Origin of the sequence: Streptomyces sp. NBC_00775 (assembly GCF_036347135.1) — a bacterium.
GTDB classification, from domain to species: domain Bacteria; phylum Actinomycetota; class Actinomycetes; order Streptomycetales; family Streptomycetaceae; genus Streptomyces; species Streptomyces lutosisoli.
In genome coordinates, this window is record NZ_CP108938.1 from 8643704 (window position 1) to 8665032 (window position 21329).

Below are 21329 nucleotides of genomic sequence, written 5' to 3' on the forward strand. Positions count from 1 at the left end.
CGCCAGGTCCTGAAGTACGACGGGGACATACGACGGGGACGGCGGCGCACATCTTCGGGGGGAAGCGGATGAGTCGACCGCCACTGCGCCATGCGGAGCCGCCCTGGCCGAGGGCTGCCGACGTGGTGGCACGGGAGACGGCCGGCTGGGTCCCGTACCCGATCCACTCCTTCGTCCTCAAGGTGCACAGCCGCTGCGACCTGGCCTGCGACTACTGCTACATGTACCGCTCGCACGACCAGAGCTGGCGCACACAGCCGCGGACCATGGCCCCCGCCACCGTCGAGCGCACGGCCCAGCGGATCGCCGAACACCTGTCCGCGCACGGGCTGTACGAGGCAGGCGTCGTCCTGCACGGCGGCGAACCCCTGCTCGCCGGCGACGCCGCGCTCGCCCGTACGGTCTCGACCCTGCGCGCGGCTGTCGGCGACGGCGTACGGCTGCGTCTGTCCCTGCAGACCAACGGTGTACGCCTGACCGAGCAACGGCTCGACCTCTGCGGCGAACTGGGCATCCGGATCGGGGTGAGCACCGACGGCGGACGCGCCGCCCACGACCGGCACCGCCGGGGCGCCGACGGGCGCGGCAGCCATGCCCGGGTGGAGGCGGCCCTGCGGCTGCTGGCGAGTGAGCCCTACCGGCCGCTGTTCGCCGCGCTGCTGTGCACGATCGACCTGCGCAACGACCCCGTACGCACCTATGAAGAGCTGCTCTCCCACCGCCCGCCCACCGTCGACTTCCTTCTGCCGCTGGGCAATTGGCGCACGCCGCCGCCCGGCCTCGACCCCGGAGGGCGGCGCACTCCGTACGCGGACTGGCTGTGGGCCGTCTTCGAGCGCTGGTACGGGGCGGCCGTGCGCGAGACCGGCGTACGCCTCCTCGACGACCTGATGGCCCTTCTGCTGGGCGCCGAACCGCGCACGGAGGCCCTCGGACTGTCCCCGGTGCGCTACGCGGTGGTGGAGACCGACGGCTCGCTGGCCCAGGACGACAGTCTGCGCACCGCGTACGCCGGGGCCGCGCGCACCGGGCTCGACGTGGAGCGCCACTCCTTCGACGCGCTGCTGCGCCATCCCGGCGTCGCGGCCCGCCAGTGGGGCGCCGACGGACTGTGCGCCGAGTGCCGCGCCTGCCCGCTGCACCGGGTGTGCGGGGGCGGCCACTACGCGAACCGGTACCGCCACGACACGGGGTTCGCCAACCCGAGCGTGTACTGCGCCGACCTGGCGGCACTGATCGGACGCGTACGCGGACGCCTGGCCGAGGATGTGACACGCCTGGCCATGTCGCCGTCCGCGCGGCCGGCGGCCACGCCCTCGCCCTCGCTCTCGTCTTCGTCCTCGTCCTCGTTGTCGTCGGAGGTGGCATGACGCCGTTGCCGCACCGCATGCCGGGCGTGCTGTTCGACGAGGTCGCCGCCGGATGCGGCGGCGCCGGGGCCCTGCGGCTGCTCGCCCGCGCCGAGCACAGCCGACGCCTCGCCTGCGTGTACGCGGTGACGGCCGCCGCCCGTGACACCGGGGGCGCCGTGGCCCAGGAGGCCGAGCAGGCGTGGGAGCTGCTCGTCGCCGCCCGGAACGCGGCACCCGACGCCGCGGCCGCCGTCCTGACCCATCCGTCGGCCGGTCCCGCACTGTTCGGCCTGCTCGCGCGTCTGACCCAACGGCGCGAGGGTGCGCAGCCGCCGGTCCACTGGCTCACCACGCTCGCCGCCGCGGCGGCCGTCCGCGCCGGGCTGCCCATGCGCGTGAGCTGGCCGGCGGCGGGCCCCTGGGTGGCGCTGCCCTCGCTCGGCCGGGCCCACTTCCCCGGCGCCCGCCCCGGCGAGCGCGTCGAGGTGCGAGTCGGTGACGACGGCCGTACCCGGATCGCCGTACCCGGATCGGCCCTCGCCCCCGGCCCGGTCACGGTGCCCAGGGATCCGTACCAGAGCACGGGACGCTGGCGGGGCGCCCACCTGCTGACCGCCCTGGACACCGACGCCCCGCTGCTGCTCGACCCCCTGGACCCGTCGTGCTTCCCGCACGCGGAGGGGCGCCCCGGAGACCTCGGCGCCGACGAGGTGCGCCGCTGGGCGTCGGTCGCGCGGGACGCTTGCCGGCTGCTGCGCGCCGACCACCCGGAGACCTACGCGGAGCTGGCCGCCGGCCCACGGCTCCTGGTGCCGCTGACCGGCACCGCCCGGGGCAGCGTCAGCGGAAGCAGTGCGGAGACCTTCGGCTGCGTCGCCATGTCGCTGCCCCCGACCGGGACCGTGTTCGCGGTGACGATGGCGCACGAGATGCAGCACAACAAGTTCGCGGCCCTGCTGCACCTCTTCGACCTGTTCGAGGCGGGCGGCCAGGAGCTGTACTACGCGCCCTGGCGCAGTGACCCGCGCCCGCTGCTGGGGCTCTTCCACGGGGCGTACGCGCATCTGGGGGTGGCCCAGTTCTGGAACCGGCGCCGCGAGACGGAGCCGGACGCCGCCCTGCGGGCCGCCGCGCACCTCCGGTTCGCCCGCTGGCGCTCGGCCACCCGGGAGGCGACCCTCGTGCTCCTGGACTCCGGCCGGCTCACCCCGCTCGGGCAGCGGTTCGCCGGGCGGATGCTCGACACCCTCGACACCCTGTGCCGGCTGCCGGTGCCGGACCCGGCCCTGCGCCGGGCCGAGGCCGAGGCACGGGCGCACCGCGCGGCCTGGCACGACCGCAACGGTAGGGCGCCGGCACTGTCCGTGTGACGACGACCAGCCGCCCCGGACTGCTGAGCAGTACTTCGGGCTTGTCGAACGCTGCCAGCCAACGGCGGGACCTGCCACGGCAATGACACATAAGTCGGTTCGCCGCTTCTGCGGCCCAGCGAAATCCGTGGTGGACAACCCGGCAGCCCGCGCTCCCGTGGCCTACGTCATCTGGTGCGCCTTCGCCCCCTGCCTCAACCCACCAAGTCGAAGTCCGAGTGGGCCGGGCCAAGAATCTCTTTGGCGCCGTAGAGGTGGTTCGTCTCCCGGCGACCGCCTGACGCGGACGGCTCATGCACAGGAGCGAATTCCACCCGTAAGGCTGCCTCCATGGCCGCAACCGAGCCGCTCGCCAGCCTCCGGTTTCTGCGTTCGGTGCACCGGGCCGCGGTGAATGGTCTCTGCGCGAACCGGGCGGTCGATGCTCTGTTCCGTTTCGTCACAGAGCGCTCGGGGGACCCGTTCGAACTATGGGTGACTACAGTGAGAGCATTACCGTGCACGTGCCCTCGGACCGGCTCTTCGCCTACCTGTCCGATGTGCAGCATCTGCATTCCTACATGCCGCGGCTCAGGGCAGCGCGCCCTCACGACGGCGACAAGGTCACCGTCACCGCCCACATCGAACCCGTTGATGCGCCGGAACAGGACGTGACCAGTGAGGCGTGGGTGACAGTGGTCGAGGACGGCAAGAGCCTGGAGTGGGGTGCGCCGGGGCCGCACGACTATCACGGGCAGCTGCACGTGAGCCCAGGTGAGACCGCCGATACCTGCCGCCTCACCGTGGAGCTGCATACCGAGCACACGGAAGGCGAGCAGATCGGCCACGGCCTCGACAAGGCATTGCGCGGCATTAAGCAGGCGGTGGAAGACGCTGAACGCTGACACCGCTTCAGCACGGGGACGATCCGTCGGCGTCGGCGGCTCGAGAGCGATCTCATGACCATCTTCCCGGCCTACAGGTCGGTACCGGCGTTGCCATCGTCGCTCGAAGAGTCTCGCTGCTTGGTCCCACCCTGAGCGGAAGCGTCCTTCTCCTGCTTGTCCAAGAGCTCCAAGAGCGCAGCGTCTGCCTTTTGCTGATCCTCCTTCGTCAGTTCAAGAGGTGCGTTGTTGCAGACGGCGTACCGGTCGGGATCAATGATGTTGGTGGTCCTCAACGTGAACGTCAGAAGCGGGCGCCACCCCTTGCGGTGGCCAACCCTCACTTGAATTTGGACCTTGTAGTCACGGGCCTCCGGAAGGAGCCCGGGAAACGGTGCCTCGAACTCGATGAAAAGTTGTTGAGCTTCTCTGCCGGCCACAACGAATCCGGCCGGCAACTTCAGTTCCTCGTCCGGTCCGGGTTGGAGACGAGGCGGCGAAGACATCCACAAGAGCGGTAGATGAGAGGCGGGCTCATCAGGGAAGGTGAGCCTGAGATCCTGCACAACTATCGGTTTGGCGCCGGTGTTGTGAAGGACGAGCGGAAGCCGCAGGCGAACCAGAGAGTAGTTGAAAATCGCTGCAAAGGAGTGCGGCTCCCATGTCTTCAGGCGCCCTTGTCTGGCATTGATCCACCAGAATGAGGAGACCGTGAAGACCAATGCGCAGGCCGACACGACGGCGGCGCCGGTAATCGATGAGGACGCATTCTGAACAGCAACGGTCATCAACGGGGACACACATTCAGTGTGCCAGCCTCAGGATGGCCACGCTAAACGTCGCCGAGGAGGTGCCTCAGCAGCGCGTCCGAGTCGATGTGCTCGGACTCGGATCCGCTGGGTACGAGTGTCTCTGTCTCCCGCAGGAACCTTTTGATGTCCTGCGTCGGAACTTCGAGCAAGGCCACACCACTGGGCGGCTTGAGGACGATGTACACAGCACCACAGTCGCGCTCGCCAGCCGGCCAGATCTGAACGTCTCCCTCGCCGACGGGGCCCTTCAGGCCGTCGATCAGCAGATCGCGTCCAATGATCCATTCCACCGCCTCATCGCTTTCGTCCACGGTGAACGCGACACGAACGGCATAAGGATCACTGAGCTCGTACCGCAGCCTCATACGTATGGGCAGGGACATTTCCTGCGAGACGACAAGCTGTACAGGTAGACCCCGCATCACGGTTCTCATTGACTTCATGGGTTCGCTCCTGGCGCCTCGAGCCATATGGGGATGGTTGCGGCGGGACCGGTGGCGGACGGCACGAGAGCGCTCGCGGGAGCTACATCTCGCGCTGTCGCCGGGGGCATCGCAGGGATGCAGGCAACCTCGGTTGTCTGGCAAGAGCCATGTTCGTGTCAGAGGCCGCTGCCCTGGTCCGGGCGGTGGCCGTCACCACGGTCCCGGCGGTAGTCGTGGTCGCGGTCCGAGCGGTATGCGTGGTCACTGTCCCGGCAGCAGTCGTGATCGCGGCCCGACCGGCGGTCGTCGCTCCGGTCCCAGTTGTGCTCATCGCCGCCGCCCGAGCGGTGGTTGTCGGCCGCGACACCGACAGCCGGGTGCTGGACATGCTCGGACACCGCAGCCGACGCGGTACCCCCGGCACCGACTACGGCTCCGCCCGCCACCACCATGGAGGTGATAGCGATACACATGTGCTTTGTCAGGTTACTCACGGGTTTTCTCCTTCGAGCCAGAGCAATCCGCCAGTGCAACGGGTGCTCCTGTTGCTGGTGCAGTTCGTGGGGCGCTGTTGGCCGCTCCGTGCGGGCCCGGTCGGCTCTGCACTGCGTCACCGAGCGCGAGAGAAGCCGCTTCCGCAGCTAGGCCCCAAGGTTCCATACGTCGTACGGAACTACTCTTCGAGTAAACCATACAGCGTATGGAAATGCGACTGTGAAGTTCCGTCGGCCTAGGGGTGTTGATCGGGGCCCCAGGTAAGAGACGGCCTCGACTCACGCGAAGCCCCACGACCTCGAGGTATCTCTGCACCAGTCGAGGCGTGCGTGCGTGGAGCCAGATCACCAACTCCGGTGCCGTCTGGTCCGCTGCCGCGTTCGCGGACGTGACGGCAGGAAAAGATGCGCTCCTCGCCTACGCCCTCATCGAACTGCCCCTCCAGGCGCTCACTCTCCGCATGACACGCGGCACCTCATGATCACCCGGGCTGCAGCCACTCGTTGATGGCCGCTAGGAGGACGGTCGCTTCCAGAAAGTTCATCACAGCCACCCCGGGCAGGGGAGAAAAAATGAGCGCCGGTACTCAGGAGAGCACCGGCGCCCACGGCATGGCACCTCTCACTTCTACCCCGACCACTCTCGGGCTGATCGGACTTCGGATCCCGTGCGACCAGGCGGCTGCAGTGCCGTCAGGCCCAGGCGAGGGCGTGCTCGACGGGCACGCGGGGCAGCCGCGGGAACCACGGGTCGGCACCGGGGTGACCGATGTTGACCACCAGATGCGAGCGCCAGCCGGCACCGGCGAAGAACTCCTCGTCCACGCCGGCCTTGTCGAAGCCCGCCATGGGACCGGCCGCGAATCCCGCCGCACGGACCGCGAGCAGGAAGACCCCGGTTTGCAGTGCCGAGTTGTAGGCCGCGATGCTCTCGCGCGCGTCGATCTGGTCGGCGAACGCCGCTCGCAGCAAGTCCCCACGGGCCGGGAAGACGGTCGGCATCTGCTCGTGGAAGTCGAGGTCGTACGCCAGGACCGCCACGGCCGGCGCACTGAGCGTCTTGGCCCTGTTGCCCTCGTCGAGATGCCGGACGAGTCGCTCCTTGCCCTCTCGGGTCCGCACGAAGAGCACGCGCAGAGGCTGGCCGTTGGCGGCGCTCGGCGACCAGCGGGCGAGTTCCCAGATCATGGTCAGTTCGTCGTCGGCAACGGCCACCTCGGCGAAGGTGTTCGCGGTGCGGGCCTCGGTGAACAGCACCTTTCGTCCGGCGTCGTCGAGGACATCGAGGGCCTGCGGTTCGCGGTCGGTCATGCTCATCATTTCTCTCTTACTTCGGTGGTGTGTGGTGCCGGGGCGGGTTGACCGCCCCGGCACCACCCCGTGGGGACGGGGTTTACGGAGCCGGGCAGGGCACAAGGACCCGGTGCTGTCACGTGCGCCTGTGGTCCCCTGGCCGACGTCATGTGTCGTGTGCTGACCGCTTGTTCCGCTCCGCGCCCAGGAGGGCGAAGTAGGCGATCAGGTCGGGATTGTCGACCGTCTCGGGGTTCAGGACCTGCTCGGCAGGGGCACCCTGGAGCAGGCGCTTGACGGGAACCTCGAGCTTCTTGCCGGTCTTCGTGTGCGGCAGGGCCCCTACGGCGAGGATCTCGTCGGGGACGTGGCGGGGTGAGGCGCCGGTGCGGATCGCGTCGCGGATCCGGACGCGCAAGGAGTCGTCCAGGGCGACCCCGTCGGCGAGGACCACGAAGAGCGGCATCCAGTAGCCACCGTCGGGTTCCTCCGCACCGATGACGAGAGCCTCGGTGATCTCGGGGAGGCGTTCGACGACGTCGTGGATGTCGGCACTGCCCAGGCGCACGCCGTTGCGGTTGAGGGTGGCGTCGGAGCGGCCGTGGACGATCACCGAGCCGTGCGAGGTGAGTGTGATCCAGTCGCCGTGCCGCCACACACCGGGGTAGGCGCCGAAGTAGGCGTCGCGGTAGCGGCTGCCGTCGGGGTCGTTCCAGAAGTACAGCGGCATGGACGGCATGGGCCGGGTGACGACCAGTTCGCCGACCTGGTCGAGGACAGGGGTGCCCGTCGCGTCGTAGGCGGCCAGGGCCACGCCGAGGCTGGGGGCGGACAGCTCCCCCGCCCAGACGGGGGTCGTGGAGGCGCTGCCGGCGAAGCCGGAGACGATGTCCGTGCCGCCGCTGGTGGAGGCCAACTGGACGTCGGCGCCCACGTGGTCGCGGACCCAGGGGTAGGCGGAGGCGGGCAGCGCGGAGCCGGTGCAGCCGACGACGCGGATGGCCGACAGGTCGTGCACGGAGGGTTCGATGCCCAGCTTGGCCATGGTCAGCAGGTACTGAGGACTGGTGCCGAAGACGGTGACCCTGTGGCGTGCCGCCAGCTCCCACAGGACATCCGGACGCGCCTGCGGTACCGGGCTGCCGTCGTAGGTGCAGGTGGTGGCACCCGTCAGCAGGGTGGAGACGACCAGGTTCCACATCATCCAGTGGGTGGTGGTGTACCACAGCAGGCGGTCCCCGGTGCCCAGATCGGTGTGCAGACCGAGGGTTTTGAGGTGTTCGAGCAGGACCCCGCCGTGCCCGTGGACGATGCCCTTGGGCAGTCCGGTGGTGCCGGAGGAGAAGACGACCCACAGGGGGTGGTCGAACGGCACTGGGGCGATGGTGAGGTACTCGACACGGCTGACCGCGTCCTCCCAGGGAACCGTCAGCCCCGACTCCCCGCCCTCGGGCCACGCAAGGCCCACGTGGTCCACAAGCACCGTGGCCTTCACCGTCGGCAGGGCGGCGGCGAGTTCGAGCGAGGCGGCGCGGCGGTCGTGGGTGGCGCCGTTGAAGAGGTAGCCGTCAGCGGTGATGAGCACCGTGGGTTCGAGCTGGGCGAAGCGGTCGGCGGCGGCCTTGGGTGCGTAGTCCTGGCCGCACACCGACCACACCGCGCCCAGGCTTGCGGTGGCGAGGAAGGCGATGACGGCATGGGGGGTGTTGGGCAGATAGCCCACCACCCGGTCGCCCTGTCCGACGCCCAGGTCGCGCAGGCTGGCAGCGACGGAGGCGACCCGGCCGCGCAGTTCCCGGCCCGTGATCTCATAGCCGGCCCCGGTTTCGTCCAGGGCGGTGATCGCGGGAGCATCGGGCTGCAGGTTGCGCAGCGCGTGATGGACGTAGTTGAGCGTGGCGCCGGGGAACCAGCGGGCGCCGGGCATGGTCTCCTCGGCCAGCACCCGCTCGTACTCAGTCGTCGCGTCGATGCCGAAGTACTCCCACACCGCGGCCCAGAACCCTTCGAGGTCGGTGACGGACCACTGGTACAGGGCTCGGTAGTCCGTGGGCTCCTGGATCCCTTCGGCGTCCCGGTGCCGGGCCGCCCATCGGGCGAAGTCCGCGATGCGGCTACGGGCGGCCGACTTCGGGTCGGGAGTGAAGAAAGGTTCCGTATACGGCTCAGGGTGCGGGGTGGTCATGGTGTGGTGCTCCTCGTCAGGCGGGCCGGGCGTCGGCGGTTCGGCGGGCCGTGTGCAGCAGGGGGGCCCAGGCGACGGTGTCCGTGAAGTCGCCGGTGCCGGCCGGGACGGTGTCCATCACGACGCGGTCGGGGCGCAGCAGGACGGCGTCGGCACGGCCGCGTGCCAGCCAGCCGGCCAGGGTGCCGTCGTCGCCCAGGTCGTCGACGCGGATGGTAGGGGCGCCGAGTGCCGTGGCCACAGCCGTCATCTGCGCCGTGGGTGGCACAGCGGTCAGGATGGCGAAGGAGTCCCCGAGGACGTCATCGAGGCGCACTCGCCTGCCGTCATGCCGTACCCAGGGCTGCGGGCCGAAGGTGCCGGCCAGCACACGGCCGGTCAGCCTGGGGCGGCGCCGTACGAGTGGACCGGCGGTCAGGGCGGGACTGAGGTCACGGCTCACCGCCGCGGTCACACCGGGGATGCGGCAGGCCGTGCCCACAACGGCCCGGCGGAACGCCGCACCGCGGTCCTGGCCGCCGGTCATGGCCCAGCCGACGGCGACCGCGATCCGGATCACATGGCGGGCGTGCGGCTTGCGCTCGCGTTCGTAGGTGTCCAACAGCCCCTCGGGTGCGCCCTGTTGGAGGACGCGGGCGAGTTTCCAGGTGAGGTTGTTGGCGTCGCGCAGGCCAGCGCACAGACCCTGCCCGACGAAGGGCGGGGTGAGGTGGGCGGCGTCGCCCAGCAGGAAGACACGCCCCCTGCGCCACCGGTCGGCGAGACGGGCCCGGAAGGTGTACTGCGCCTGCCGCACCACCTCGAAGTCGTCGCCCTGCGAGGCGTCGGGCGGCAGGTCCACCCAGGGGGCGACCAGCTCGCGCAGGCGCTCCCATCCGTCCGGGCCGTCCAGGTGTTGATCGTCGGCCAGCCGGAACTCCCAGCGGTAGCGGTCCTCGCTGACACGCATGAAGGTGGCCGGCCGGGTGGGAGAGCAGATCTGCTCGGCGCCTTCCCAGGTGCGCACAGGGCGGCTGGTGCGCACGTCGATGACCCGCCAGCTCTCCTCGAAGTGCAGGTCCTCCCACACGGCGCCGATGGCGTCACGGGTGAGACTGCCCGCACCGTCGCAGCCGAGGACGGCATCGGCCCACAGGTGCTCGTCCTCGTCGCTGCCGTCACGACGAAGGGTGACCCGGACCGGACCCGTCGGATCGTTCGGTCCGTCGGTGTCCCGGGCGACGGACTGGGTGACGGACACGACCTCCACTCCGCTCCACAGCTCGCACTCCGGGCGGCGCGCCAGGGCGTCACGCAGCAGGCGTTCCAGATCGGGCTGGTCGAACATGCTGGTCTGCGGGAAGCCGTGGTGTCCGTGCATGGACCGCGGGAATTCGGCGATCACGCGACGCCCGGCGTCCAGCAGCCGCAGTCCGGGCGCCGGGCGGGCGAGGGAGGCGAACTCCTCGTGGACACCGGCGCTCTGCAGGATCCGGCGGATCTCGTCGTCCACGACGACGGCGCGCGGCAGTGGGTAGATGTCCCCGTGACGTTCGAGGACCAAGCTGCGCACTCCGTGCCGGGCGAGCAGCAGGGCGGCCATGACCCCGACGGGTCCCGCACCGATGATCACCACCGGTCTCAGGGATGCGGCTTTCATGACGCGTCCGCAATGGGGTTCCGCTGCTCGCCGAGGTCGATCCGCCCGTCCGGGGTGGCGATCGTTGCGGTGACGAGGTCACCGTTGCGCAGGTACTTGGGGTTCTTGGCCTGGCCCTTGAAGAACGCCTTCCACTTCAGTGCGGGCGGCAGCAGCGCAGCGATCTTCTCGGCCGCCTTGGGCGGGGCCTTCAGGGCCGTTCCGCCGGGAGTGCCGGTCAGCAGCAGGTCGCCTGGGGCGAGGGTCTGGAAGCGGGCGAGCAGGGTGAGCGCCTGTGCGGGCCGCACGATCATGTCGGCCAGCGTGCGGTCCTGGCGTGACACGCCGTTGACCGACAGCTGCAGCCGCAGGTTCAGCAGGTGGGTGAAGTCCTCGGGCTCCAGCAGAGCCAGGTACGGGCCCGTCGGTGTGAAGGTCGGATAGGACTTGCTCTCGTAGAACTGGGTCTTGGTCAGCTGGACGTCGCGGGCGCTGACGTCGTTGGTCAGGACAAGGCCGGCGACGTAGCGCGGCAGGTCCTGCTCCTCGACGACGGTGCCCACGGGCAGGGTCGCGCCCATGACGAGGCCGAGTTCCACCTCGTAGTCGAGGAACTTCACGTGTGCGGGGCGGATGATCGTGTCGTGGGGGCCGCTGACCGAGCCGGACGCCTTGCGGAAGAAGGTGGGCGGGATGTCGCCGGTGAAGCCCGAATCCTTGGCGTGGCTGCGGTAGTTGACCATCTGGGCGACCACCCGGCACGGGGTGGTGACCGGAGGCAGCGCCACCAGGTCGGCGACAGGTGTCCCCGGCTCGTCGGAGGCGGCGGCTTCGCGGACCGCGTCCCGGTCGGCGAGCAGTTCGGCGGTGGTGACCGCCTTGGTCTCGATGCGGACGGCGCGTTCGTCCCGGACGACCCACCAGCCGTCGGTAGTACGCAGAACGTTGGTGCTCATGAGCTCATCGCTTTCATCAGGCCCAGCAAGCGTGCGGGGTCGAGTTCGTTGTCGCCACGCAGGGCCGTCATGACCTCGCGCAACTTGGCGGGGGACGGGTTGGCGCCCAGGAAGTCGCGGGTGACCGGCGGACCCCACTGGGCCAGGCCGCTCGCCGACATCGGTGCCCAGCCGGGCTCCAGGTCGCAGGAGAAGAGGTCGCCGTCGGCGAAGTGCTCCAGCATGAAGTGGTCGGGGTCGCGCCAGTAGTCGAACAGTTGGCTGCCCTGGATGTGCCGGCCGATGCCCCAGCTGCGCTTGTAGCCGCGCTCGGCCAGGTACTCCCCACCGGCGGCGATCGCGTCGAGGTCGGTGACCTGGTAGGCCGAGTGGACGTAGCCGGTTCCGGGCCCCAGGTGCAGGGCCAGCGTGTGGTGATCGACAGCCACGCTCCCCTGGTCGCACCGGATGAACGTCATCGTCGGCCCGCGCCCGCGCTGCCCGTCCAGGAACAGGAAGTCGGACACGATCATCCCGAGGGTGTCCAGGTACCAGTCCAGGGCGCGGGCGAACACCCGGGTTTCCAGCACCACATGGCCCAGCCGCTGGATACGGGAGGGCTCACGGGGCGGGCGCTGGGTGGCGTTCGTACGACGGTGATCTGTACCGAAGTTGAGGATCAGTGGCTCCTGCTCGGCCAGCGCGGGCAGCTGCTCGGCGCAGTGCACGACCCGGACCGGCAGGCCCGAGGGATCGAGCAGGGCGACCGACTGCCCACCGCCCGGTACACCGATGTCCCGGACGGTACTGCCGGTGGCGCGGGCCAGCCGGTCCAGGTCGGCCCGCTCGGCCGCGCGGAACGCCGGCCCGATGAACCGGGACGTACGCCCACGCCGGATCACCATGCAGGGCGAGCCCGCGAAGGTGCCGCGCAGCCACAGCTCGCCCTCGGTGCGGGCGGCGACCGCGAAGCCGAAGTCACGGGCGAAGACCTCGGCCCGGTCCAGATCCGGCTTCTCGAACTCAAGCCAGGCCAGATCCGCCACCTTGATCACGGGATTCCGGGACCGTCCGGGGTGCTCTCCGCGCAGCGCGCCCTCCTCACTGTGGAGGTCTTGGTGGGGCGTCTGGGGAGCGGCCCTGTTAACGGGGGTGTGGGACATGGTGTCCTCCAAGCAACACTGCTGTAATGAGGAAATCATCAACTTTGCCGTTACCCATCGTCAATAGGGTGGACCCAAATAATTGATGATCTCATCAGTAATGGCAGACTCATCGCGACGGTTGTTACACTCGCCGTATGCCGACGTCAGCCCCGCCCAAGAACCGCTTCGAGCGGCGCCGCGCCGAGACCCGTCAGGCGCTCGTCCGCGCGGCCCGCCAGATCCTCGCGGAGACCGGGGACACCAGTGCCAGCATCCAGGCCATCGCCGAGCGCGCCGACGTCGGCTTCGGCTCCTTCTACAACCACTTCGAGTCCAAGACGGAGCTGTTCGACGCCGCAGTGACGGACGCCCTGGAGGAGTTCGGTCAGGCCATCGACGACCGTGTCGAAGGGATCGAGGACCCGGCCGAACTCGTCGCGGCGGGCTTCCGGCTCACCGCCCGGATGGCCGACTCCCATCCGGAACTCATGCGGATCCTGCGTGACCGCGGTCTGGCCCACATTCACGCCCAGAGCGGCCTGTCCCCACGAGCGCTCCGCGACCTGGAGATCGGCATCGCCACGGGCCGCTTCACCTGCACCAACCCGACCACCGCGCTGTCCGCCCTCGGCGGGACCCTGCTGTCCCTCGTGGCGCTGAGGCTGGCCCGCCCCGACCTCGACGGCGACGAGGCCGCCTCGGACCTGGCTGAGATGGTCCTGCGCATGCTGGGTGTCCCCGCCGACGACGCCCGTGAGGTCACCCGGCGCGCCCTGCCCGACCTCACCTGAATGATGGAGGGGCGAAGTCGAGGCGGCCGACTGCGGTCAGCTGCACGAGTTCGATGACGGACTCGGGGGCGTCGCCGTAGCGGCCGCACACCCGCTTGCACACGTCATGGGCTTGCCCGTGTGCGGCGAGAAGGGGGACAGCAAGGGCGCCGTTCGATGCGAGGAAGCCGCCGTTGCAGCGGCGCCCCAGATTTCCATACGCCGCAACTGATACCATACAGCGTATGGAAAAGAAGGCTCCCAGGGGGACCAGGAAGAGGGACGTCCCGCTCACCAAGGACGGCATCTACGCCATGGCGCTGCAGCTCATCGACGCCGACGGGGTCGAGGCGCTCAGCATGCGCAAACTCGCGACCGCGCTGGATGCGAACCCGATGTCGCTGTACCACCACGTGCCGAACAAGGACGCCGTGCTGCGTGGCCTGGCCGAGCGCGTCGGCTCGCAGTTCCGCGCGGGGGCGCGGGAGGACCTCCCCTGGCAGGACCGCCTGCGCCAACTGGCTCTGGACTTCCGTAAACTGTCGCACAGTCATCCGAAACTGATGGCGTACTCCTTCGCGCGAGCCGACTACGTCCAGCCGGAGGACCCCTTTTGGCAGGGGCTCATCAACATCCTGTCTGCCGCGGAACTGCCGGCCTCGGAGATCCCGCGCGTCGCTGCCTCCCTGTGCGCGGTTTTCACGGGGCTGCTGGTCAGCGAACTGACCGGAGCGCTGCAGCGGTGGACCACCTTGCCGCCGGCACCAGTCGGCCCCGACGGGGAAGACGCTCCTTCACCCGCGAAGGACGTGATCGACGCGATGTTCAACTGTGCGCTGGACGCGACGATCGTCGGCTTGGAGAGCCACATCGCACGAACCCGCAAGGAGCCGTGACGGAGCGGAGCGGCTGCCGCGGGCTCGACTGACGCGCACTTCTTCGTTGCCTCAGTGACTGCGCGCTGAGGCGGCGAAGCGGCGGACGTCAGAACGCCGTTCATGCCCCTCCGACTCACGCAGAACGTCCCGCACGCGAAGCGCAGCGACCTGTGGTGCTACGCCGGCGGCGACCAGGAGCGCGGTCGCCGCAGCTTCACCCGCAGGATCCGCCCAGGTGGACGCGGCGTTCTCCGCGGCGAGGGCCAGCATCAGTGCTTCCAGCATCAGGGCGAGGACAGGCGCGGGAACATGGTCCGCGAACACGCCTTCGTCCTGACCACGTCGCACGGTCGCGGTGGCCTCTTCGCGCGCCGGTGCCAGGGTGGCTCGGACCGCCTCGTCTCCCAGATCGCGGCGGCCCAAGGAGATGAGCATGCGGTACTGGTCGCCCACCGCCCACGCCGCCAGAGCCATCCGCGCCATCGCCTCCAGCGGGTCGGCACCTGGAATACGGGCCGTGGCGAACGCCTGTTGAAGCGCTTGGCCTGCTTCCTGCGTCAGGGCGGCGACCAGCGCTTGCCGGCTGGAGAAGTGTCCATAAAGGGTGCGCCGCGCGACGCCGGCCGCCTGAGCGATGCTGTCGAGACTCGCGGCGGGGTTGTCCCTCAGTTTCTGCCGAGCGGTCGCGAGAATACGTGTGCGGTTTGAGCGAGCATTACTGCGCTGCGGAGTACGGCCCAGGGCATCGGCCATCTGCAAGATTCCCCTCTCCACTTCGGATCATGTGCGCCGCTACGGAGGACGCCGGGTTCTGGCCCCCGGCCACGAGTCGGCGGCAGCGGGGCTCAGCGGCCCTGGGAGGGAGGAGTCAGCTCGGCGCCGCGCCCCTGCCCGACCTCACCTGGCCCGGAGTCGGCGCGTGCCAGGCCGGCAGATACCGGAAAGCCGTGGGCGCCGGTGCTCCCTCAAGCACCGGCGCCCACTCACCCCTGCCCGAGGTGGCTTTGATGTCCCTCTGGACGTGTCAGGGGACGAGGATGAGGCGGATCGGGTCGCCGATCTTGTTCTCCAGCCGGTGGATCGCGTCGGCGGCGTCGGCGAGCGGGATGTGGTCCGTGATGGAGGGGGCGAGGTCGAGGCGGCCGGCTGCGGTCAGTTGCACGAGCTCGGTGACGGACTCGGGGTAGCCGCCGTAGTGGCCGCGCACCTGCTTCTGCATGTAGTTGAAGGTCAGGCCCTCGGTGATGGTGAGGGGCCTGGGCGTGATGCCGACCAGGATGAGGGAGCCGCCCAGGCCGAGTGCGGAGGCGGCCTGCTCGCGGACGGCGGGCACGCCGGCGCAGTCGAAGGCGAAGTCGAGGCCCCGTCCGGCGGTGGCGGCGCGTACCTGGTCGGCGAAGTCGTCGGCGGCCGGGTCGAGTGCGATGTCCGCGCCGAAGGCCAGGGCGCGTTCCCGGGCGCTGGGCAGCGGGTCGACGGCGATGATCGGTGCGGCGCCGACCAGGCGGGCGAGGCGTACGTTGTGTGCGCCGACTCCGCCCACACCCCACACGCCGACGGACTGGGCGGGGCGTACTCCGGCGGTGGCGACGACGGCGGCGTAGGGGGTCGAGACCGCATCGGGGATGATCGCGGCCTGGTCGAAGGGGAGGCTGTCGGGGATGGAGATGAGGGTGTCCTCGCGGGCGAGGGTGTACTGGGCCCAGCCGCCGTCGTAGTCGATGCCGGCGGTGAGCATCTGGGTGCAGGGGCGGCGGCGCACGCAGCCGGCGCACTGGCCGCAGGTCTTGCCGGCCTCCAGGGTGACGCGGGTGCCGACGGTCAGGCCGCGCTTGAGGTCGGGGCCGAGGGTGTGGATCACGCCCGAAACCTCGTGGCCGACGGTGACCACGTCTGAGGTGGCGAACAGCGGGACGAGGGAGCCGTCGATCAGGTGGACGTCCGAAAGGCAGACGCCTGCGGCCTTCACCTCGATGAGGATCTCGCCCGGACCCGGCACGGGGACGGGGACCTCCTCCACGACGAACTTCTTGCTGTCCAGGTGGAAGCGTCCGGCGAGCATGGTGTCCATGGTGATCTTCCTTCTGTGAGTGGCACTCCCGGCGATTCGGACCGATCGGTGCCGTGTGGTGTCGGGCGGGCTTGTGGTGGCCGGGAGGCGTGCGGGGTGGCTGGACGGCCGCACGCCTCCCGGCGTCCGGGGGTCAGGCGAAGACGTCCTGCTGGTAGTGCTCGTCGGCTTCGAGCTGGGCGAGCCACTGCTGGGCGGTTTCGTCGTCGCTGCCGGTCCGCTGGCGGTGAATCGCGGCGAGGGCCTCGCGGACGGCGGGTGCCATGCGGCGGCCGTCACCGCAGACGTAGATGTACGCGCCGTCCTCGATGGCCTGCCACACCGTGTCGGCGGCGCCCGCGATGGCGTTCTGCACGAACCGGGCCGGGTGGCCGCTCACCGCGGAGAAGGCGGTGTGGACCTGTGCGATCCCGGACTGCTCCCAGGCCTGCATCTCCTGGCGGTAGAAGTAGTCGTGCTCCGGGTGGCGGCAGCCGACGAAGACCTGCGACAGGCCCACCTCGGTACCGTTCTCCTGCTGCGAGGCGCGCTCCTCCAGGAATCCGCGCAGCGGCGCGATGCCGGTGCCGGGGCCGATGAGGATCAGCGGCGTGGCGGGGTCGGCCGGCGGGGCGAAGGTCGGGGAGGGCACGCGCACGTAGCCGTAGAAGACGTCTCCGGGCTCGAGTCCGGCGATGTAGGAGGAGCAGGTGCCGCGGTACTGGCCGTCACCGGACAGGGCCGGGCCTTCCAGCAGGCCCACAGTCAGGCGCACGTGGCGCGGGTTGGCCAGCGGGGCGGAGGAGATGGAGTAGAAGCGGGGACGGATCGGCCCCGTCATCTCCAGGAAAACGGCCAGCGGCAGTTCGACCGCGGGGAAGCGCTCCAGCAGGCCCAGCACGGAGATGCGCTTGCCGAGGATCTCGTTCTGGTAGCGCTCCTCGGCTTCCTCGGTGTCGGCGGTGTAGGCCTGCAGCTGCGGCCGGGTCCACGGGCACTCGGTGTGCTCGGCCAGGATGCGCACCTGGGTGCGGGTCGCCACGTCCTGCAGCTCCAGGAACTCGGTGAGGAGCAGGCCTGCGGTGACGGGGGTGCCTACCGGCAGGTGGGTGCGGCCGCCGGCCGGCTGGTCCAGCCGCAGGACCTGGTCGCGGTCGACGCCGAGGCGGGCGAGGGCGCGGCCCACCAGTGCCGGCTCGTTCTTGGCGAAGACGGCCAGGTGGTTGCCGGTGTCGTAGGTGACACCCTCGGGGAGCTCGATGGTGATGGACTTCGCCGACGGGCGCGGCGGCTCGAGGCTGAAGTCCCACAGGCCGGTCGCGTCGGCCACGAGTTCCTCGTTGGCCACCACCGTGAGGGGGTAGGCCTGCTCGGAGACGATCGCGGGGCGCACGTCCGCCTCGGTGAGCAGCTGGACCTGGTAGCGCGGGCCGCTCGCGTCGGAGGTGTCGGCGGCGTACTCCTCGGCCAGGGTGGTCCACAGGGTGTCCATCCACCGAGTGGCCATGCCGTCGAAGTCACCGGCGGCGTCGGCGATGCCGCGCTCGATGACGGAGGTGGCGCCGGCGGCCAGCAGGCCTTCCTCGATCCGCTTGGGGAAGGCCTGGTAGGTGGCCACCCACTGGGTGTTACCGGCGCCCAGCAGCGCGTACCGCACGTTCGACAGCGAGCCCTCGGGCAGTCCTGCGGCGAGCAGGTCGTCGAAACGCTGGGCGTTGTCGGGGGCCTTGCCGTTGTAGCTGGCGGCGACGACGGTGAGCAGGCCCTCGGTGGGCAGGTTGTCGCCCAGTTCGTCCAGGCTCATCAGCGTGGTGCCGAAGCCGGAGCGCTCACCGCGGTCGGCGATGGTGCGCGCCAGGTCCTCGCACGAGCCCAGGCTGGAGGCGTAGGCGACGGTCAGGTTCACCCCGACGCCGCTGACCGCGGCCTGCGCCTGCGTGTCGTCGGTCTGCAGGTCCGCGGCTCCGAAAACGGTCCGCTGGTGTTCCTGACGGCGACGGACGACCAGCTGGAAGTCGCCGGGCTTGCGCGTCAGCGCCTCCCGAACGTCCATCTTGTAGTCGCCGGTGTCGGAGAACTTGAACTTCTGCAGCACCAGCGCCAGGGCCAGACGGGCCTCGGTGAGTGCGAACTGCCGACCGATGCAGGCACGCACGCCATTGCCGAACGGCTTGTAGGCGTGCGGGTGCTGCTGGGCGCGGTTCTCCGGCAGCCATCGGTCGATGTCGAACTCCTCCGGCCGGTCCCACGCCTTGGGGTGGGAGTGCAGCGCGCCCATGAGGATGTTGGCCCTGGTTCCCTTCTTCAGCTCATACCGGCCGCCGATGACGGTGTCCTCCAGCGGCGCCTTGGCGATCAGCGGGATGGGAGCCCACAGGCGCAGGGTCTCCTCCAGGATCCGCGGGATGACGTCCAGCTGCATGATCGTGTCGTAGTCCGGGACCGTGTCGCCGGGCAGCAGGCGGTCCACCTCGGCGTAGGCCTGGGCCAGCACGTGCGGGTTACGCATCAGCGAGTACGTGGCAAACGACAGCAGACCACTGGTGGTCTCATGACCTGCGATCAGGAACGTCACCACCTGGTCACGGACGTTGTCGTCCGCCAGCAGCCTGCCGGTCTCCGGGTCGGTGGCCTCCAGCATCAGGCCGAGCAGGTCCTCCTCACCGCTGCCCTTGCCCTGACGGCGCTCCTTGATCACGCTCTCGACCAGGTCGCGCATCAGCTGGATGTTCTCGCCGTACTTCTTGTCGTCGGCCTTACGGAGCTTGGTCATCATCGGCAGCTCCTGGGAGCGCCGCATCGACTCGATCAGCGCCTCCAGCAGCGCATTGAGGAAGGGGTGCAGCTCCTCCTTGTCGAAGGACTGGAACCGGTAGCCGAACCCCGACAGGGCGATGGTGTCGAGCGTCAGGCGGGTGTAGTCGTCGGTGATGTTGACCGGCTGACCCTCCCTGCGCTCCCACTTGCCCGCCAGGTTCTGGGCGACCTCCAGCATCTGCCCGAAGTAGGCCTTCATGGCCCGCTGGCTGAAGGCCGGCAGGAGGACACGGTGCGCCATGCCCCATTCCTCTTCGTGCTGGTGGGCCGTGAACAGACCCGCCCCCGTGAAGTCCCGGACGTGGTGCAGCGGCGTCTTCTCGATCTGCTTGAAGAACCGTGTCTCGTCGCAGACCTCGGCCACCAGGTCCGGGTCGTAGACGAAGACCTGCTCGACGCCGGCGATGTCCATGCCATAGAGGCCCTCGGGGAACCGCTTGGACAGCTCACCGAAGTACTCCACCGGGTTGGTGCTGGGGATCTGCGGCGTGTGGCCGAGCAGGGGTATCCCGCGCGGGGACCGAATGGGGCGAAGGTCGTTCGACGTGGTCATGGCTTGCTCCTTTGTGCGGAGAGGGATGGGCAAGGGTGCCGGTCGATGCGCGGTGCACCACAGAAACATACGCCGTATGGAAAAGAACCATACGCCGTATGGAACGTCGAGCGCAACCCGGGTCGCGGAAGTGTTTGCTCCGTCACTGCATGGTCCAGCTCATTTCCGTACACCGTACGAAACCGATACCGTACGGCGTATGACAAAGGCGAAGCTTCCCCCGCGGGGAACAAGGAAGAGAGACGTGCCCCTGACTGAGACCGGGATCTATGCGGCCGCCCTGCGGCTCATCGACGCGGACGGGGTCGACGCGCTCACCATGCGCAAACTCGCGACCGCTCTGGATGCGAACCCGATGTCGCTGTACCACCACGTACCGAACAAGGGCGCCCTGCTGCGCGGCGTGGCGAGGACGGTCGGCGCCCAGTTCCGCACCGTGACCCTGGAAGACGCTGCCTGGCAGGAGCGCATCCGCCTGCTCGCCACAGATTTCCGGACGCTGGCACACCGCCACCCCAACCTCATGGCCTACTCGTTCAGCCAGCCGGACTTCATCCAGCCCGAAGACCCGTTCTGGGCTGCGCTCACCGCGACACTGGACGCCGCAGGGGTGCCGCACTCAGAGATCCGGCCGATCGCCGCTCTCCTGTGCGCGGTCGTCATCGGTGTCCTCACCGCCGAACTCAACGGCGCGCTTCACCAGTGGTCGAACCTCGAGCCCGCCGCCCCCGCTGCCGGCGAAGACGGGCCCGCGGACGCAGGCCCGGAGGAGGACCGCATGTTCCGCCTGGTGCTGGACACGATCATCACGGGCCTGGACAGCCGGCTCATCACCGATGGTGACGGCCAGGGCGCCGGCCGAGGCATTGCGACTGAGGCAGGCCCTTGGCCGAGCGAGCCGAGCTTTGTCCCAAGGCAGCAATCAGTGCCCAGCTCGCGATGGCCGGGCCCAGTCTGATCCTGCCGGCCGTGGGCCGAGTCGATCTGATGGTGTACACGTCGGCGGATCCACGTGCGCGCTCTACGGGCACAACCTGCCCTACGCTGCCCGCGCTCTGGCCTGCGAGTTGCTCGGTATATTCGTGAGCGGGTGGGTCTGGCGACCGCGGCCGCCACCCGCAGCACCGCGGTCCGGGATGCTGTGACAGTCCTCCTTGGCGCTGCTCACAAGCTCGTGCGCGAGGCCACCCGGATCGGCGCTCAGGGCAACGTCGTCGTCACGTTCGTCGCCGCCGGCTACGGTCAGTTGCTGTCATTGCCGGTGTTGGATCTCGAAGTGAGTCGACTCCAGCGGGAGTTGGGCCAGCCGAAGCCTCCGGTGCCGCCGTTCAGGTCGGGGGGCGCATGCGCGGCGCCTGCGGGCTGCCGTCATAAACGGCCACCTCGATGCCGTCCAGGTGCGCGGTCAGGCCCAGGGTCCAGGTGCCGCCGCCGTGGCGCAGGGCGTTGGTGACGAGCTCCGAGACGACCAGGACCATGCTGTCGCCGGACTCGGCTGCGATCGGATGTACGAGACCTTCGAGGAAGTCCCGGGCGCTCTGGCGTGCGCCGACGACGGATGTCGCGGAACGGGCGGTTGCGACGTGGACGCTCGTCGTGTCCATCAGGGTCACCCTGATCCCTGGATCGTCGCTCTGTGCGCTGCTTGTGCCCCGGCCTGTGCCCGTTGACCCGGACCGTTCTTGCGCCTGCCCACGTCGCTGTTCGAGGTCGATCACTTCCGTGCCGAACAGACCCTCACGCACGTTGCCCGGAACGCTTCAGCGTCC

General features: G+C 69.5%; 18 protein-coding genes and 1 pseudogene. 7 read left to right on the top strand and 12 right to left on the bottom strand.

Annotation, left to right across the window (positions count from 1 at the left end):
- Nucleotides 1-68 precede the first annotated feature (68 nt).
- The 3 genes from OIC96_RS38365 (at nt 69) to OIC96_RS38375 (ending at nt 3606) form a co-directional block, all read left to right on the top strand.
- Complete coding sequence (locus tag OIC96_RS38365) at nt 69-1370, top strand: FxsB family cyclophane-forming radical SAM/SPASM peptide maturase (protein ID WP_330303417.1); 1302 nt, start codon at nt 69-71, stop codon at nt 1368-1370.
- Complete coding sequence (locus OIC96_RS38370) at nt 1367-2722, top strand: HEXXH motif domain-containing protein (protein ID WP_330303416.1); 1356 nt, start codon at nt 1367-1369, stop codon at nt 2720-2722. Before OIC96_RS38365 ends, OIC96_RS38370 begins: the two co-directional genes overlap by 4 nt.
- 470 nt (nt 2723-3192) lie before the next feature.
- A complete protein-coding gene (locus OIC96_RS38375) occupies nt 3193-3606 on the top strand; it encodes an SRPBCC family protein (protein WP_330303415.1) in 414 nt (137 codons plus the stop codon).
- 71 nt (nt 3607-3677) lie between these two features.
- On the opposite strand, the gene OIC96_RS38380 is transcribed toward OIC96_RS38375, so the two are convergent.
- The 3 genes from OIC96_RS38380 to OIC96_RS38390 all read right to left on the bottom strand — a co-directional run bounded on the left by OIC96_RS38380 (nt 3678) and on the right by OIC96_RS38390 (nt 5316).
- The gene (locus OIC96_RS38380; protein ID WP_330303414.1) at nt 3678-4385 is read right to left on the bottom strand and encodes a hypothetical protein; all 708 of its coding nucleotides are present in this window, start codon (nt 4383-4385) and stop codon (nt 3678-3680) included.
- A 32-nt stretch (nt 4386-4417) separates the two neighbouring features.
- Nucleotides 4418-4840: an SsgA family sporulation/cell division regulator gene (locus OIC96_RS38385; RefSeq protein ID WP_330303413.1), complete on the bottom strand. Its 423-nt coding sequence runs from the start codon at nt 4838-4840 to the stop codon at nt 4418-4420.
- 158 nt (nt 4841-4998) lie between these two features.
- Entirely contained in the window at nt 4999-5316 is a 318-nt protein-coding gene (locus OIC96_RS38390) for a hypothetical protein (protein WP_330303412.1), read from the bottom strand.
- A 326-nt stretch (nt 5317-5642) separates the two neighbouring features.
- Between OIC96_RS38390 and OIC96_RS38395 the strand changes: the two genes are divergently transcribed.
- Nucleotides 5643-5798 carry a hypothetical protein gene (locus OIC96_RS38395; protein ID WP_330303411.1) on the top strand — a complete coding sequence of 52 codons (156 nt, stop codon included), beginning with the start codon at nt 5643-5645 and terminating at the stop codon, nt 5796-5798.
- Between the two features lie 211 nt (nt 5799-6009).
- On the opposite strand, the gene OIC96_RS38400 is transcribed toward OIC96_RS38395, so the two are convergent.
- From OIC96_RS38400 to OIC96_RS38420, 5 genes are all read right to left on the bottom strand, one after another.
- Entirely contained in the window at nt 6010-6627 is a 618-nt protein-coding gene (locus OIC96_RS38400) for a malonic semialdehyde reductase (RefSeq protein ID WP_406501436.1), read from the bottom strand.
- Nucleotides 6628-6775: 148 nt separating this feature from the next.
- Nucleotides 6776-8794, bottom strand: coding sequence for an acetoacetate--CoA ligase (locus tag OIC96_RS38405; protein WP_330303409.1), 2019 nt, complete (start codon nt 8792-8794; stop codon nt 6776-6778).
- Nucleotides 8795-8810: 16 nt separating this feature from the next.
- Nucleotides 8811-10433, bottom strand: a complete 1623-nt coding sequence (gene mhpA / locus OIC96_RS38410) for a bifunctional 3-(3-hydroxy-phenyl)propionate/3-hydroxycinnamic acid hydroxylase MhpA (protein ID WP_330303408.1) — start codon at nt 10431-10433, stop codon at nt 8811-8813.
- Nucleotides 10430-11368 carry a fumarylacetoacetate hydrolase family protein gene (locus OIC96_RS38415; RefSeq protein ID WP_330303407.1) on the bottom strand — a complete coding sequence of 313 codons (939 nt, stop codon included), beginning with the start codon at nt 11366-11368 and terminating at the stop codon, nt 10430-10432. Before OIC96_RS38415 ends, mhpA begins: the two co-directional genes overlap by 4 nt.
- Nucleotides 11365-12510: a VOC family protein gene (locus tag OIC96_RS38420; RefSeq protein WP_330303406.1), complete on the bottom strand. Its 1146-nt coding sequence runs from the start codon at nt 12508-12510 to the stop codon at nt 11365-11367. The genes OIC96_RS38415 and OIC96_RS38420 overlap by 4 nt, the downstream gene beginning before the upstream one ends.
- A 137-nt stretch (nt 12511-12647) precedes the next feature.
- Between OIC96_RS38420 and OIC96_RS38425 the strand changes: the two genes are divergently transcribed.
- Nucleotides 12648-13283: a TetR/AcrR family transcriptional regulator gene (locus OIC96_RS38425; RefSeq protein ID WP_330303405.1), complete on the top strand. Its 636-nt coding sequence runs from the start codon at nt 12648-12650 to the stop codon at nt 13281-13283.
- Between the two features lie 293 nt (nt 13284-13576).
- Nucleotides 13577-14158, top strand: a complete 582-nt coding sequence (locus OIC96_RS38430) for a TetR/AcrR family transcriptional regulator (RefSeq protein ID WP_330303404.1) — start codon at nt 13577-13579, stop codon at nt 14156-14158.
- Between the two features lie 51 nt (nt 14159-14209).
- On the opposite strand, the gene OIC96_RS38435 is transcribed toward OIC96_RS38430, so the two are convergent.
- The 3 genes from OIC96_RS38435 to OIC96_RS38445 form a co-directional block, all read right to left on the bottom strand.
- Entirely contained in the window at nt 14210-14893 is a 684-nt protein-coding gene (locus OIC96_RS38435; protein ID WP_330303403.1) for a TetR/AcrR family transcriptional regulator, read from the bottom strand.
- 271 nt (nt 14894-15164) lie between these two features.
- Nucleotides 15165-16211, bottom strand: a complete 1047-nt coding sequence (locus tag OIC96_RS38440; RefSeq protein WP_143599704.1) for a zinc-binding dehydrogenase — start codon at nt 16209-16211, stop codon at nt 15165-15167.
- Nucleotides 16212-16344: 133 nt separating this feature from the next.
- Nucleotides 16345-19560: a bifunctional cytochrome P450/NADPH--P450 reductase gene (locus OIC96_RS38445; protein WP_330303402.1), complete on the bottom strand. Its 3216-nt coding sequence runs from the start codon at nt 19558-19560 to the stop codon at nt 16345-16347.
- Between the two features lie 199 nt (nt 19561-19759).
- On the opposite strand from OIC96_RS38445, the gene OIC96_RS38450 reads away from it, so the two are divergent.
- On the top strand, nt 19760-20518 hold the full coding sequence (locus OIC96_RS38450) for a TetR/AcrR family transcriptional regulator (RefSeq protein WP_330303401.1): 759 nt from the start codon (nt 19760-19762) through the stop codon (nt 20516-20518).
- Nucleotides 20519-20802: 284 nt separating this feature from the next.
- Here the strand turns inward: OIC96_RS38450 and OIC96_RS38455 are convergent.
- Nucleotides 20803-21164 (bottom strand): annotated as a pseudogene (locus OIC96_RS38455) (ATP-binding protein).
- Between the last annotated feature and the right edge of the window lie 165 nt (nt 21165-21329).